Origin of the sequence: Bacillus sp. GbtcB10 (assembly GCF_019091365.1) — a bacterium.
Lineage (GTDB): Bacteria > Bacillota > Bacilli > Bacillales > Bacillaceae > Bacillus > Bacillus altitudinis.
The window spans coordinates 608,593-623,781 of record NZ_JAGXJP010000001.1 but is presented as its reverse complement, the minus strand read 5'-3'; the positions used below and the strand labels follow the sequence as shown (position 1 = coordinate 623,781).

General features: G+C 39.9%; 13 protein-coding genes. All 13 read right to left on the bottom strand.

Annotated elements, in window-relative coordinates; genetic code table 11:
- Positions 1-17: 17 nt before the first annotated feature.
- The 13 genes from KVT11_RS03420 to mraZ all read right to left on the bottom strand — a co-directional run bounded on the left by KVT11_RS03420 (position 18) and on the right by mraZ (position 15,186).
- Entirely contained in the window at positions 18-707 is a 690-nt protein-coding gene (locus tag KVT11_RS03420; protein ID WP_035392136.1) for a DUF881 domain-containing protein, read from the bottom strand.
- Positions 704-1,483 (bottom strand): cell division protein FtsQ/DivIB, encoded by a 780-nt coding sequence (locus KVT11_RS03415; RefSeq protein WP_035392138.1) that lies wholly within the window; start codon positions 1,481-1,483, stop codon positions 704-706. The genes KVT11_RS03420 and KVT11_RS03415 overlap by 4 nt, the downstream gene beginning before the upstream one ends.
- A 136-nt stretch (positions 1,484-1,619) precedes the next feature.
- Positions 1,620-2,531: a UDP-N-acetylmuramate dehydrogenase gene (murB, locus tag KVT11_RS03410; RefSeq protein WP_007499764.1), complete on the bottom strand. Its 912-nt coding sequence runs from the start codon at positions 2,529-2,531 to the stop codon at positions 1,620-1,622.
- Positions 2,532-2,561: 30 nt separating this feature from the next.
- A complete protein-coding gene (murG, locus tag KVT11_RS03405) occupies positions 2,562-3,656 on the bottom strand; it encodes an undecaprenyldiphospho-muramoylpentapeptide beta-N-acetylglucosaminyltransferase (RefSeq protein WP_017359363.1) in 1,095 nt (364 codons plus the stop codon).
- Positions 3,657-3,854: 198 nt separating this feature from the next.
- A complete protein-coding gene (gene spoVE, locus KVT11_RS03400; RefSeq protein WP_007499768.1) occupies positions 3,855-4,955 on the bottom strand; it encodes a stage V sporulation protein E in 1,101 nt (366 codons plus the stop codon).
- A gap of 59 nt (positions 4,956-5,014) precedes the next feature.
- Positions 5,015-6,361 (bottom strand): UDP-N-acetylmuramoyl-L-alanine--D-glutamate ligase, encoded by a 1,347-nt coding sequence (gene murD, locus KVT11_RS03395; protein ID WP_370648319.1) that lies wholly within the window; start codon positions 6,359-6,361, stop codon positions 5,015-5,017.
- A gap of 9 nt (positions 6,362-6,370) precedes the next feature.
- The gene (mraY, locus tag KVT11_RS03390) at positions 6,371-7,345 is read right to left on the bottom strand and encodes a phospho-N-acetylmuramoyl-pentapeptide-transferase (protein ID WP_007499771.1); all 975 of its coding nucleotides are present in this window, start codon (positions 7,343-7,345) and stop codon (positions 6,371-6,373) included.
- 136 nt (positions 7,346-7,481) lie between these two features.
- Positions 7,482-8,957 carry a UDP-N-acetylmuramoyl-L-alanyl-D-glutamate--2,6-diaminopimelate ligase gene (locus tag KVT11_RS03385; RefSeq protein WP_007499773.1) on the bottom strand — a complete coding sequence of 492 codons (1,476 nt, stop codon included), beginning with the start codon at positions 8,955-8,957 and terminating at the stop codon, positions 7,482-7,484.
- A gap of 211 nt (positions 8,958-9,168) precedes the next feature.
- On the bottom strand, positions 9,169-11,088 hold the full coding sequence (locus tag KVT11_RS03380; protein WP_017359366.1) for a stage V sporulation protein D: 1,920 nt from the start codon (positions 11,086-11,088) through the stop codon (positions 9,169-9,171).
- A gap of 125 nt (positions 11,089-11,213) precedes the next feature.
- A complete protein-coding gene (locus KVT11_RS03375) occupies positions 11,214-13,364 on the bottom strand; it encodes a penicillin-binding protein (RefSeq protein WP_210552467.1) in 2,151 nt (716 codons plus the stop codon).
- 7 nt (positions 13,365-13,371) lie between these two features.
- The gene (gene ftsL, locus KVT11_RS03370; protein ID WP_008344998.1) at positions 13,372-13,719 is read right to left on the bottom strand and encodes a cell division protein FtsL; all 348 of its coding nucleotides are present in this window, start codon (positions 13,717-13,719) and stop codon (positions 13,372-13,374) included.
- 36 nt (positions 13,720-13,755) lie between these two features.
- On the bottom strand, positions 13,756-14,688 hold the full coding sequence (gene rsmH / locus KVT11_RS03365) for a 16S rRNA (cytosine(1402)-N(4))-methyltransferase RsmH (RefSeq protein WP_007499781.1): 933 nt from the start codon (positions 14,686-14,688) through the stop codon (positions 13,756-13,758).
- 66 nt (positions 14,689-14,754) lie between these two features.
- Positions 14,755-15,186, bottom strand: a complete 432-nt coding sequence (gene mraZ / locus KVT11_RS03360; RefSeq protein WP_003211163.1) for a division/cell wall cluster transcriptional repressor MraZ — start codon at positions 15,184-15,186, stop codon at positions 14,755-14,757.
- Positions 15,187-15,189 lie beyond the last annotated feature (3 nt).

Sequence of the window (15,189 nt, the reverse complement as noted above, 5' to 3'; positions counted from 1 at the left end):
CACTCACCTTTTCACATTTAATCTTTGTTTCTTAGAAGAGGATTCATACGAATATCCTTCTTTTCAATCGTCATGGAAATATGATCACTTGTCAGCTGATCAACCACCCCGCCTGCAATGTTTAATGCAGGAATTAAAACAGCTGGATCTCCAATAGCAGAAATGACAAATGGTGCTGGATGTTGAACACCATCAACCGTGACGACTGGACCGTTACAATGTATGTATGATTGGTGTGTGATTCTTTGTCCGTTTATAGCTACAGCAGATGCCCCTGATATAAATAGTTCGTTTATCACATGGAAAATGTGGCTCTCATGCACAATGTAATTATTGACATTTTGTCCACTCGGGATATAAGATGCATCTTCAAGAGATACTTTTACCCCTTTCCCTTTTACACCTATTTCTCCTGTAAACATTCTGTATTTCTCAACATCTTCCAAAACATTAAAATACTGCTCTTTTTCATTTTTCAAACCAAACTCTGTTTCTTGGACTTTTGATTGAAGACGATAAAGTTCTTTTTCAAGTTTTTGATTCGCCTTTTCTTGTTTTGTTAGCTGACTTTTCAAAGAATATTCTTTTTTCCATTGTTCGGTTCGATTGACATCTGCTTGATGCTGCTTCGTATATTGGTATGAAAAAGAAATCAGAAATCCAAGAACAAGCATTACAATTGAGAATATGACGGTTTTGCCTCTCAACGTTCATCTTCCTTTTTCTTAGATTTAAAAGCTTCAAAATACGTAGCTACTTCCATATGAATCGTACCTTTCTCAGAGGACGAAAGCTCTTTGACAATGGCAGGGTACGTCGTCATTTTATCTGCGAATGTTTTAATTGATGCAATAACGGTGTTTCCATCATTCATATAAAATTTAACGAGCCACTGATTGGAGCTAGTCGGTACGTAATATACTTCTGAGATTAGTTCCTGAATAGAAGCCGGCAGTTGATTCAGAGCTCTCACTGTTTGCTTCAATTTCTCTTTATTGTCCCAATCGACAAAAATAGGTCCTGCGTGACTTGGCGTTACTTCATCTGGCAAAGCCGTCCCGTTTTCAAGAAGCTCATAATAAAAATGTCCCTTTTGCAGATACGCAATATTTGCATACTCTTTGACAGCAATACTGACTTTATTAGGGAAATGTTTTTTGATATTGACACTTTTAATCAATTTATTTTGCTTTATATGGTCTGCTGTCATATCTTTATTTAAATTCCAAAACTCTGTCTCGCCTTCTTTAATTTGCGAAAGTTTAACGAGCTGTTTTGTTGGTACATGTTCATTACCGGTAATGGTTAAAGAAGAAATTTTACTGATTGGTGTTTGCAAATAGACAATAATTAAAACCATGATAAAAAACAGCAAAATAAAAGAGATTAATCTCCGATTCGCTTTCTGCTTCCTTTGTTCTTTAATTTTAGGGATTCGCTCTTCTATATTGACGATCTTTTCATTTTCATGATCAGGCCGCATATATACTCTTCACCTCATTCAAAGCTGCTTGTCCGCACCTTTGGATCATTCTTTATCTCATATTGATTAGAAAACAAACGGCATGAAAAAATGCCGTTTGTTTTCCTGTGATACCATCATTCATAAGTAGTAGCCTTTAATTTGCTTCACCAATAATTTCTACTTCTGTATGCATCTCTACATTGTAGTCATCTTTGATTTTCTTTTGAATGTACTGAATTAAGTCGAGCACATCTTGAGCCTTCGCCCCACCAGCGTTGACAATAAAGTTTCCGTGCATATCAGAAATTCTAGCGCCGCCAATCTGATATCCTTTTAAATTCGCCTTTTCTACAAGCTGTCCTGCATATTCAGGTAATGGATTTCGGAAAATACTGCCGGCGCATGGTTTATTATACGGTTGTGTTTCCTTGCGATAATCTTTATTTTGCTGCATTTTCTTTGTGATTTTCTCACGTTCGTCCTGTTTAAGCTTGAACACTGCTTCGAGAACAATTCCAGGGCGCTCCTTTTGAAGCACAGAAGTTCGATAGCTAAAGTTCATTTGCTCATTAGTTAACCACTCGATCGTTCCATCTTCAAATAAGACTCTCGCTTTCACAAGAATCTTGCTGATGTCAGATCCATGTGCCCCTGCGTTCATATAAACAGCGCCACCAATAGAACCTGGAATACCAGCTGCGAATTCCAATCCTGACAGCCCCTGCTTACTAAGAGACGTCGCGAGTCTTACAACTGAATAGCCTCCGCCAACTGTAATCTCTTCATCATTGACAGTTAAGTGATCAAGCCCAGCACCCAGCTTTAAAACGACCCCGCGAATTCCTTTATCAAGAACAAGTAAATTGGACCCTCTTCCAATGACCGTCCATTGAGTATCATGTTTTTTCACCTGATCCATAATTGTTTTGACAGCATCGACATCTTTAGGGATGACTAATAGATCGGCCGGTCCGCCTATTTTCATTGTCGTATGATTTGCAAGCGGTTCATTTTCAAGTACTTTACCAACTTGCGCTTCTAATAATTCATTCTTCAAGTTCTCCATATTACCCTCCGCCTTACCTCATATCATTCATCATGAAGTCGTAATTTCTTTTAACACATTATATAAACGTGTGGCCGCATCTGGTACTCCGAGTTCTTTTGTTAAACGGCTCATTTGATGTAGTTTCTCGTCATTACCAGCAATTTCATCAATTGCATGAAGCAAGCGATCTCCAGAAAGCTCTGATTCTCTTAAAACGATCGCAGCATCATGTTTTTCAAGTGATCTTGCGTTAATTTCCTGATGATTTGCGGTCACGTATGGACTTGGAATGAAGATGGTCGGAATTCCAAGTGCCGTCACTTCAGCAATCGTTGTGGCTCCCGCTCTTGCAACAATGACATCAATTGATTTTAAATACTCCGGCATTTGATGCAAGAAAGGCTTTGTGATCATATTCGGTGCTTCACCTTTTTCTTTTAATTCGTTCAGCACTTTTTCATAATGAACCTCACCTGTAATATATAAAAGCTGATAGTTTTTTGTCTTTAATTCATCTTGCATGTCAATCACTGCTCGATTGATTGGAGCTGCACCTCTGCTCCCGCCAAAAATGAGAACTGTTTTTTTCTTCTCATCCAGCCCAAACTCTTTAAGAGATTTTCCCTCTTTAATAGAGACGACTTCAGAGGCTCTTGGGTTTCCCGTAAAAACAACCTTTTCTGAAGGAAAGTGTTCCTTTGCTTCTTCAAAACAGATGGCTACTTTATTCACATACCGTGCCAGAAACTTATTTGTGATGCCTGGCAGGCTATTTTGTTCGTGAATGATCGTTGGGATTTTTAGCTTAGACGCAGCATAAACAACTGGACCACACACATAACCACCTGTTCCAATAACAGCATCCGGCTTAAATTCTTTTAAATAAGATTTACTTTTTTGGACGCCCTTTAGAAACCTCATCACTGTTTTTACATTATCAAACGAAAGCTTTCTTTTAAAACCTGAAATTTCAATTGATTTAAAAGGGATATTTTCTCTTTCTACAATTTTCTTTTCAAGCCCATTCTCAGTGCCAATATATAAAAATTCCACATCAGGATGCAGTCTTTTCACTTCTTTAATAAAAGCTAGAGCAGGATAAATATGCCCGCCTGTTCCGCCTCCACTAATAACTATACGCATTATACCATTTCCCCTCAATTTTTTTCTGCTCTGAACAAAGTATAAACCCTGTTTTAAACAACAGGGCTCCGTCAAAACCTGTAAAGAAGAGTCAATCATCATGTTTTCGAAACAGAAACTGCCATTTTCACTCTTCAAATCATTTTTTCATACTTTTGCAAAATAAAAGTCTATATGGTTTCATGAACTATCAGCACATTAATATCTAGCATATCTGCTTACATTCAAAAGTACGCCAATTGCCATCAGCATTAATGTCAGTGATGAACCGCCATAACTTAAGAATGGGAGTGTGATGCCCGTCACAGGGATGAGACCAGTGACAACTGCGATATTAATCATTACTTGAATGGCAACCATTGAGATGATACCCACTGCCAAGAAACTTCCATATAAATCTGGTGCCCCGAGGGCTATTCTAATGCCTCTCCACAATAGAACACTAAAGAGCAGCAAAATGAGTGATCCACCTATAAATCCAAGTTCTTCAGACAATATAGCAAAGATAAAGTCTGTTTGAGGCTCAGGCAAATAGAAGAATTTTTGTCTACTCTGACCTAGCCCCATTCCAAACAGACCGCCTGGACCGACAGCGTATAAGGATTGAATAATTTGAAACCCGCTGCCAAGTGGATCCTCCCAAGGATTTAAATAAGATGTAATTCGTTTTATTCGATAGGGTGCTGATAAGACAAGTGCGGCAAATCCGCTAAGCCCTAAAAGACCGAGAAAGATAAAGTGAGCGATTCTCGCACCTGAAACAAATATCATAATAATACAGGTTCCAACCATAACCGTTCCTGTACCTAGGTCCGGCTGCAGCATAATGATGGCAAATGCAGAAAACACAATGCCTAGTGCTGGGGCGAAACCTTTACGAAAGGATGTGATATTCTTTTGTTTTTCAGATAAGAATTTTGCAAGAAACGCAATCATCGCAAGCTTCATAAATTCAGAGGGCTGAATACTAAACGCACCGACACCAATCCAGCTTCTTGAACCATTTCTCTCCATACCGATACCAGGAATCAAGACAAGCACGAGGAGGAGAAAACACACTGCAATCAGTATCTTTGACCAAGTCCGCCACGTCCAATAATCGACCCGCATAATGAAAAACATTGCGATAACTCCGATTCCGGCAAACAAAAGCTGTCTTTTTGCAAAATAAAACGAATCATCAAATTTATACGATGCCCACACAGCACTTGCGCTGTACACCATAATTAAACCAATCGTCAATAAAAGTAACGTAATGACAACAAGCAAAAAATCCGGAGAAGTTTTCTTATTCGTCAAGAGACCGACACCCCAAGCATAATTTCATTTGGGCTGTCAGTCATATGAGAGACAAGCCCTTATTTAAGCATATGCACGGCGTTTACAAACATGTCTCCACGTTCTTCAAATGTTTTATGCTGATCCCAACTTGCACAAGCCGGAGACAATAAAATCACGTCTTCTTCTTCAGATATGCTAAACGCCGCAGGTACTGCTTGTTCAACATTATCGACATGTTTTACGTGATGTATTCCCAGCTCTTCACCAAGCTTCACAAACTTAGGCGCAGTCTCACCAAATGTTATCATTCCTTTTACATTCTTCATAAAAGGTTTTAATTCATCAAATTCATTGCCACGATCCAGTCCACCTGCTAGTAAAATGGTCGGCTGCTTGAAGGCAGACAAAGCTTTACTTGTTGCCAGTATATTGGTCGCTTTACTGTCATTATAAAATTTTCTATTTTGAATCGTCTCCACAAATTGCAAACGATGCTTCACTCCACTAAATGTAGTAAGAACTTGTGCAATCGCTTCGTTTGAGCAGCCTGCATTTTTTACAACACAAATAGCTGCTAGAATATTTTCTTGGTTATGCTCACCAGGAAGAACAACATCCTTTAGGTCAATGACATGTTCATTCATATAGTAGATGGCACCATCTTTAATAAACGCTCCATGTGCTACCGGCTCTTTAACTGAGAAAAACACTTTTTGCGCTTTCGAATCTTCTGCTAGTTTGACAACAGATGGATCATCTAGGTTAACCACAGCTATGTCATCTTCCAGTTGATGTGCATACACTTTCTGTTTTGCTTTTTCGTATTCTTCACGCGTGTGATGATAGTCTAAATGTGCGTCAAAAATATTTAATATTAAGCTGATTTTAGGTCTGAATTCAACGGTTCCCATTAACTGAAATGAAGAGAGCTCAGTTACGATCCATTCATCGCCCGCTGCACGCGCGGCAACTTCACTTGCGACCGTTCCGATATTACCTGCTACCAATGTTTTTTGGCTGTCTTTTTTCAACATTTCATAAATCAAAGTAGTCGTGGTCGTTTTTCCATTTGATCCGGTAATCCCAATAAAAGGAGATGAGGTCAAATGATACGCCAATTCTATTTCAGTCCAAACTGGAATTTTTCGGCGAAGCGCCTCTTGGACCATCACATTCTCATAAGGAATTCCAGGGTTCTTAATTAAAATCGTAATTTCTTTATCGTCGAACACACGAAGAGGATGACTGCCACAAATGACATCAATCCCCTTTTCAGAAAGTAACTGAGCAGGCTCGTTTTCTTCAAAAGCTTTTTGGTCATTGACCGTCACGTTTATTCCGTGCTCGTGAAGAATTGAGGCTGCCGCATATCCGCTTTTTGCAAGGCCTAGTACTAGTACATGTTCGTCTTTTAACATTTGCATCCTATTCAATTATAACCACACCTCGATGTAAATTCCTAAAACAGCAAGCAATAAACCAGCTGTCCAGAAGGTGACAACTACTCTCCACTCAGACCAGCCAACTAACTCATAGTGGTGGTGAAGCGGGCTCATCTTAAAGATTCTTTTTCCAGTTGTTTTGAAGGAGATGACTTGAAGGATAACGGATAACGTTTCAACAACAAATACTCCTCCAATAATGACGAGTAAAATCTCAAGTTTCGTTAAAATGGCAATGGCCACGATGGCACCGCCTAAAGCAAGCGATCCCGTATCACCCATAAATACTTTTGCAGGATGCGCATTAAAGACAAGGAACCCAAGGACAGCGCCTGCTACTGCTACCGAAAAGATCGCAACATCATACTGAGATTGATTCCAAGCCAATATAGCAAAAGCTCCGAATGCAATAGCAGCTGTTCCAGATAATAAACCATCAAGTCCATCCGTAAGGTTTACCGCATTAGAACCACCGACAAGCATGAAAACGACGAGGATAAAGTATGCCCATCCTAAGTCAAAGCTGACATCTGTTCCTGGAATGCGAATAGTCGTTGCAAACTCATAATAATGGAAGACTGCATAGAAAATCACAGCAATCACAATTTGCCCGATCAGTTTTTGTTTCGATGTTAAGCCAAGATTTCGCTTCATCGCTACTTTAATATAATCATCTAAAAATCCTAATAATCCGTAGCCAAGGGTGACAAATAACAATAAAAACATTTCTGGACTAATCTCAGAGAATTTGTTAATCATCACGATCGTTGTAATTGTAATAGAAAAGATAATCATAATTCCACCCATTGTTGGGGTACCAGATTTCTTTTGGTGAGACTGAGGTCCTTCTTCTCTAATACTTTGACCAAATTTAAGTCTTCTTAAAAACGGAATAAAAATCGGGGATAAAAGAACACTGATTAAAAATCCCATTATGATTGTAAACAATATCACCTGTTCAAGCATTGTTCTTTACTCCTTCCGAATTTCCAAAGCCGTTTTCCATTAGAAAATAGCATTCATTATTATGATATTCATTCGTGTCTTTCGTATGTTGTTTTTGTACAAAATGCTTCATTTCATTACACTCTTTTCATCATTTTTAAGATTTGTTTAGATCTAAAATAGCGTCCGCTGCCACCTTGGCATCATCAAAGTCATAGACTTGATCACCAATGATTTGGTACGTCTCATGCCCTTTTCCAGCTATTAAGACTGTATCGCCCTTTTTTGCATTGGCAATGGCAAAAAAGATGGCCTGTTTCCGGTTCACAAAGCTGTGATAATAGGCGTTTGGCACGCCATTTTCCATGTCTTTCAAAATGGCTGATGGATCTTCACTTCTTGGATTATCTGATGTAAAAACAGGCTCATCTGCATATTTCACAGCGATTTGGGCCATCTGAGGGCGCTTGGTTTTATCACGGTCGCCCCCGCAGCCAACTACACAGAAAATTCTACCTTCTGTTAATTCTCTGCACGTAGTCAGTACATTTTCTAAACTGTCAGGTGTGTGTGCATAATCAACGATGACTGGGAAGTCTTGATCAAAATTCACAAGTTCGAATCTTCCTTTGACTCCCTCAAGTTCTTCAATGGCACTAACGATCGTTTCAAACGTTAAGCCTGATACAATTCCTACTGATACAGCTGCTAGAATGTTATACACATTGAATTTTCCAATAAGGGCAACCGTCACGTTTTTTGTGCCGATTGGGGTAATCAAATCAAATTGTGTTCCCTTTGGTTTGATTTGAATGTTCTTTGCCATTACATCTGCTTCTTGCTCTAAGCCATACGTCATAATTTCAGCAGCTGTGACTTTTTCAAAATAACTAGACGCTTCATCATCTGCATTTAAAATGGCATGCTTCGGCTTATCGTGCTGAAAGGCACTTCCGAGCTGGGAAAAGAGCAAGCTTTTTGCATGTTTATATTCTTCCATTGTGTTGTGGTAGTCCAAATGATCTTGGGTAAGATTTGTAAAGACGGCAATATCATAATCACATCCATGAACACGCCCAAGATGCAAAGCATGTGATGATACTTCCATAATGGCCGTATCTACGTCTTGATCAAGCATCTGCTTAAAGGTCTTCTGAAGGGTGACACTCTCAGGTGTTGTGTTTTTCACTTCGAGAATTTCATCGTTTACCTTCATATACATCGTACCGATTAAACCTGTTTTTTTATCGGCTTTTCTCATGATTTGCTCAATCATGTGTGTTGTGGACGTTTTCCCGTTCGTTCCTGTAATACCAATTAGATTGAGTTGATGAGTTGGCTGTTCGTAAAAAGCATCTGCTATTCTTGCAAGTGCTCTTTGAGAGTGTTTTACAATAATGACTGGTACATCTGTTATGTGAAGTGGGTGTTCTGCTACAATCGCTGCAGCCCCGCTTTTCACTGCTTTTTCAGCGTAATCATGTCCATCTACTGTATAGCCTTTTATACAGACAAAAAGACTCCCTTTTTTCACTTCTCTTGAATCCATTTCAATGGAAGTAATCTCCGGATTTTCGTTTATCAGTTCATTGTTTTCACTTTTAAAGTATGTAAGGAGTTCTTGTAATTTCATTTCATATCAAACCTCTCAAATTCGTTCACGTGCATGTCTTGTGAAAAAAACACACAGTCTATATTTTATCGTAAAAAAAAGGATACATCCAGCGTATTCCTTAAGTTTCTCTTGGAAAAAGCACACTTTATGCTCTTTTTTTAAAGCGACCCTTCTCTTTCAACAAAAAGAGGCAGCCGAATGAGTGCGGCTACCCTCTGTTCATTCTTTATTATTCATCATTTAAGTATAATCGGATCGTGGAACCTTCTTTGACCTTTGTGCCGGCAGCAGGCGATTGCTTCACCACTTTGCTGCCAGTTCCTGAAGCATCAATCTTTAGATTAATCAGGAGTGATTCAAGGTCAGAAACAGATCCTCCTACAAGATTCGGTACCTCAATGGTTTTTGTGTCCAGCCATTGATACTTCTTTTCAATTTGTCCTTTTCTTTTTTTCACGCCCATTTCAGGCAGACTGTCTCGCATAATATGGCCCACAATAGGTGCTGCTACTGTCCCACCAAATTGAATCGTGCCTTTTGGGTTATCTACTGCTACATATACAACAATGCTTGGATCATCCGCAGGTGCAAACCCGATAAATGACACAATGTGGTTATTTTCCATGTACTTTCCGTCTTTTACTTTCTGTGCTGTTCCTGTTTTTCCGCCCACCCGATATCCTTCAACGAATGCATTCCGACCAGTTCCTTGAGCGACTACACTTTCAAGGGCATACCTGATTTCTTTAGACGTCTCCGCTGAAATGACTTTCTTCTTGGCAATTGGTGATTGCTTTTTCACTACCTCTTTTGTAATTGGATCGATCCATTCTTTTGCAATATACGGCGTGTAAAGCGTTCCTCCATTTACTGCGGCTGCCACTGCAGCTACTTGTTGAATCGGCGTAACAGATACACCTTGACCAAAGGCTGTTGTTGCCTGTTCTACAGGACCAACACGATCAAGCGGGAACAAAATTCCTCTACCTTCTCCTTGAAGGTCGATTCCTGTCTTTTGACCAAAGCCGAAATTTTTAATATAAGAAAATAGTTTATCTTTTCCAAGACGGTCGCCTAGCTCGACAAATCCTGGGTTACAAGAGTTTTGTACCACTTCTAGAAACGACTGTGATCCATGTCCTCCCTTTTTCCAGCATCTGAGCCTTGCGCCATCCACTGTCACAGATCCGCTGTCAAAAAAATGATCACGTTTTAAATTTACTTTATTTTCTTCCAGGGCAGCTGCCAGTGTAATGATTTTAAACGTCGATCCTGGCTCATATGTGCTCCACACCGGTAAGTTTCGGTTAAATACTTTTGAATCAACTGATTGATAGTCAGCCGGATCAAAGTCAGGTCTGCTCGACATTCCCAGAACCTCACCATTTTTCGGATTCATGGCAATGGCAATCATGCCATCTGGGTTATATTTTGCCTGAGCATTGTCTAGTTCTCGTTCGATGATGGTTTGCACTTTTGAATCAACGGTTAATTTCATATCAAGCCCATCTTTAGGCGGTGTATAATCATCTGCTTCATCTGGCATTTTCTGCCCTTTTGCATCAGAATAAAATTTCACAGAGCCTTTTTCACCTTTTAGGTCATCATCATAGTACGCTTCTAGCCCAAGTAAGCCTTGATTATCAATTCCAGCAAAACCTAATACATGAGATAAGAAACTTCCAAACGGGTAATGTCTGATGCTGTCCTCTGCTACATAGACTCCATCTAAATCAAGCTCTCTGACTTCTTTTGCTTTTTCATGAGATACTTTTCTCCCCTCTGGGGAAATTCGTTCTATAGACGTTTTCTTGGTGACATGCTTGTACGCTTTCTCCTCAGACATATTCAGCACTGCTGCTAATTTTTTGCTTGTTTCTGCTGGGTCTTTCACCTGCCGCGGCACGACTAAAATAGAGGGAGCACTTTTGTTCGTCGCCAGCTCCACTCCATTTCGATCCAAAATATCTCCTCGTTCTGGTTCAAATGGAAGGTTACGGCTCCATGAATCTTTCGCTAAACTTGTCAGCTTCTCGCCCATAATAAACTGCACATATCCTAATCTAGTATCTATGATGAAAAAAATGATCACCCCAAACAGCAGCACGAAAAGCAATCGTTTTCTCACTGTTACACTTGACACTCGCACGCCCGGTTCACTCCTTACATATGGCTTGTTTTCATCATATGCAGGCTCGTCTTTTTATAGAACGATCTCGTCCATCGCTCAAGCAAAAGAAAAAAACCTAGCAAATGATTTGCTAGGTTTTCAAGTTAATTTGGACTTTTGAAGGTCACTGTGACGACTTTATCTGAAATCTCCGCTCCACTTTTCACGCTTTGTTTGACAGCATATCCCTGTCCATTTGTTTCAATATGCACACCTGAAATAGACGCATATTGAAGAACTTCCCTTCTGGACCAGCCTGTCATATCAGGCATTTTAATGGTTTTCCCTGCTGTTTTCAAAAAGACTTTCTGGCTTTCAGAGAATTCAGAGCCCGCATTTGGCCATTGGCGTTTAATGGATAGACCGTCACCAATGACAACAGGTGATAACTTTTTGTTTTTTGCTTCTGTTTCTGCCTGTTTCACTTCTAAATCTAGGAATGATGGCATTGTTTCTTGTTTTATTTTCTGTTTGCCAGATTTTTTATCGTCTTTTTTTGTTGGTGCGATATTTAGATAGAGCAAACTATTTTTCATCACAGGGTTAAAGATTTCTGAAACAGGGGCAGAGCCTGTTTGTGTTTCAGATAGCTGAGGCTGTTGGACAGCGACATAAACGAGTAGCTTCGGATCATCTTTTGGTGCCATTCCCATGAATGAAAAGACGTAATCGTTTCTCCCTTGAAGGTAGCCGCCAGCACCGCCAATTTGTCCTGTACCTGTTTTCCCAGCGACATCAAAACCTTTGATTTGATATGGCTGTCCTGTGCCAATTTTTGAGGAAACGACCTCACCTAAAATGTCACGGACTTGCTTCGCTGTATCAGAAGAAATTGGTTTTCCTGCCACGGTTGGTTCGTGCTGTAAAATTGTTTTGTTTGTGTTCGGGTCTGTAATATGATCAATTACATATGGCTTCATCATCGTTCCACCGTTGGCAATGGCTGTCGCCGCTTCAATTTGCTGAATTGGGGTAATCGCGGACGCCTGACCATAAGCAGTCGATGCTTTGTCATATTCGTATCTGAAATTGATTTTACTAGACGCTTCGTTCGGCAAATCTATGCCTGTTTTGTCATAGAAATGGAATTTTTGTAAGTATTGTTCGTAGCGTGTGAAACCTAGCTTTTCTTTTGCCAGTTTCGCAAAAGCTACGTTTGAAGAACGTAGAACACCTTCATGAAAATCAATTTTTCCCCAGCCATTTCCGTTGTTATGGTCTCTTACAAGACCACCGCCTACTTTATAAGTACCAGACTGATACTTGTCACTGCCTTGGTACACTCCTTCTTGGATAGCAGCAGCAAGTGTAAAAATTTTCATCGTTGAACCTGGTTCAAATGCGTAGGAAATGACATCGTTGTTATAATTCGTAATGTCGAGTTCATTTAAATTAAAGCTTGGCCGCTGTCCCATTGCAAGAACTCTTCCAGTTTTCGGATCAACGACTGTCGCAATGATTTTCTTCGGCTTATATTTTTTAGCGACCTGCGTCATACTTTCTTCAAGAAATGCTTGAATTTTTTGGTCGATGGTCAGTGTGACGTTTTTCCCGTCTTTCGGGGCAACGATGTCTTCTTTACTATTCGGAAGTGCCCATCCGCTTCTGTCGCTGTTATACGTTACATAGCCATCTTTTTCTTTCAAATATTTATTCAGAGCCTTTTCTAGACCCATTGCGCCTGACATGTCCTTCGTCGCTTCATCTAATCTAGCATAACCGATTAAGTTCGAAGCAAACATGCCGTTTGGATAATACCTCTTTGTATCTTTTTCAAAGGCGATCCCAGGAAGTTTTAGCTTTTCAATTTTTTCCTTAGTTGAAAAACTAATATCCTTTCCAGCTTTACCAAACTCGACTTGGAATGCATCTTTTGTATTCAGACGCTTTAAAATTTCACTCTCACTCATATCAATGACTTTTGACAGCTCTTTTGCTGTCTTTTCTTTGTCAACGACATGCATCGGATGCTTTGGATCGACCGTCATTTTCTTGCTCATGATCGCAATCAGCTTATACACAGATGTATCTTCCGCAATCACATTGCCATTTCTGTCTAAAATGGACCCTCTTTTGGCTTCAAGTGTTTTTTTCGATTGATATTGTTCATTGGCTTTTGCAGCTAACACTTGTCCATCAACGGTTCCCGTAATCTGAATATAAATAAAACGTGCAAGGATGATAAAGAAAAACAGGGCGAAGCAAATACTCGCAATTGCCGCGCCTCTGTTCATCATTTTATTCTTTTTAGGCATCGCCATGTTAATCGACCTTCTTAACATCTTTCGATATGCTTAAGCCTGCTTTTTTAGCGGCTTCAATGATTCTCTCTGGTTCACTTAGTAAGTCTTTTTCCTTTTGCAGTTCAGTGATCTTTTTCGATTCTAAAGACACTTGCTGTTCTAGCTTCTGCACTTCGATATTTGCGTGATAAACAGCAAAGGCTTTAGAAATGATGAGGATCGAGCTGCACATGAGAGCCATGACAAACATGACAAGTAAGATTTTTTCACCAAGTGTAATAGAACCTCTTCTTCTAATCACAACCGATTGACCTTGCTGCTCGGTTTGATGTTGCTTTACTTCTCTTTGGTAAGCCAAATTACTCATAAGAAACCTCCTTTTTATCATCATCTATGGTGTCGTTTACTTTTTTTCTGCAATTCGGAGCTTCGCTGAACGGGCACGGTTGTTATATTCCAGCTCTTGTTCTGATGCAACGATTGGTTTTCTCGTGATCAGCTTCAGTTTTGGTTCAAGTCCTTCTGGAATCACTGGTAGTCCGTGCGGAAGTTCTGGAAGAGAAGACATTTCTTTAAATGTACTTTTACAAATCCGATCTTCAAGTGAATGGAATGTAATGACAGAAATTCTCCCCTTCGGATTGAGTAACTCTATTGCTTGTTCTAGTGCTTCTTCAAATACTTTCAATTCGTCATTTACGGCAATTCGGATCGCTTGAAACACTCTTTTCGCTGGATGTCCGCCTTTTCGTCTTGCAGGTGCGGGAATTCCTTCTTTAATAATGTCGACAAGCTCACCTGTTGTTTCAATTGGCGCTTTTTTTCTGGCTTCTTCAATTTTGCGTGCGATTTGCTTGCTGAATTTTTCTTCCCCATATTTGTAGAAAATCCGAACTAGATCTTCAAATGGCCATTCATTCACCACTTGTTTTGCCGACAAAGCAGCGGTTTGATCCATTCGCATGTCAAGAGGTGCATCATGGTGATAACTAAAGCCTCTCTCTGGTGTGTCAAGCTGAGGTGATGAAACCCCAAGATCAAAAATCACACCGTCTACGCTTGTAATTCCTTGTTCATTCAGACGTTCTTTTAAATATCGGAAGTTGCTTTTTATGAAAAGAATGTTCGCTTTAACATGTGCGAGCTTCTCTCGTGCATGATCCAGTGCAGCATCGTCTTGGTCAAACCCAATCAATGTACCTTTTTCTGATAATTGAGATAGTAAATATGAGCTATGACCTGCGCCGCCTAGCGTGCAGTCCACATATGTACCGTCTTCTTTGACGTTTAAACCGTCAACTGTTTCTTTTAATAATACTGTCTCATGTTGAAACATGATGATATGGTCCCACCTTTTTCAAATAGAAATGAATGTGTAGAAAGCTTGCTGCACAAGGGATTATTATATATCAAATCCAATCATGTTTTCAGCAATTTCAGCAAAAGAATCTTCTTGCTCTTCTGTATATTGTTCCCAGATCGACTTACTCCACAACTCAATTCGATTTGAAACGCCGATGACCACACATTCTTTTTCGAGTTTTGCATATTGGAGTAGGTTGGATGCGATGTTAATGCGCCCCTGCTTGTCCAGATCACATTCAACTGCGCCGGAGAAGAAGAACCGGGTAAACGCACGTGCATCTTTTTTCGTTAGCGGCAGTGCTTTGAGTTTCTCTTCAATTAGTTTCCACTCACTCATAGGGTAGCCAAATAAACATTGATCAAGCCCTCTCGTCAGCACAAACTGTTCTCCGAGACCGTCTCTAAATTTAGCAGGGATGATCATGCGCCCTTTTGTATCAATCGTATGTTGGTATTCACCCATGAACATGAT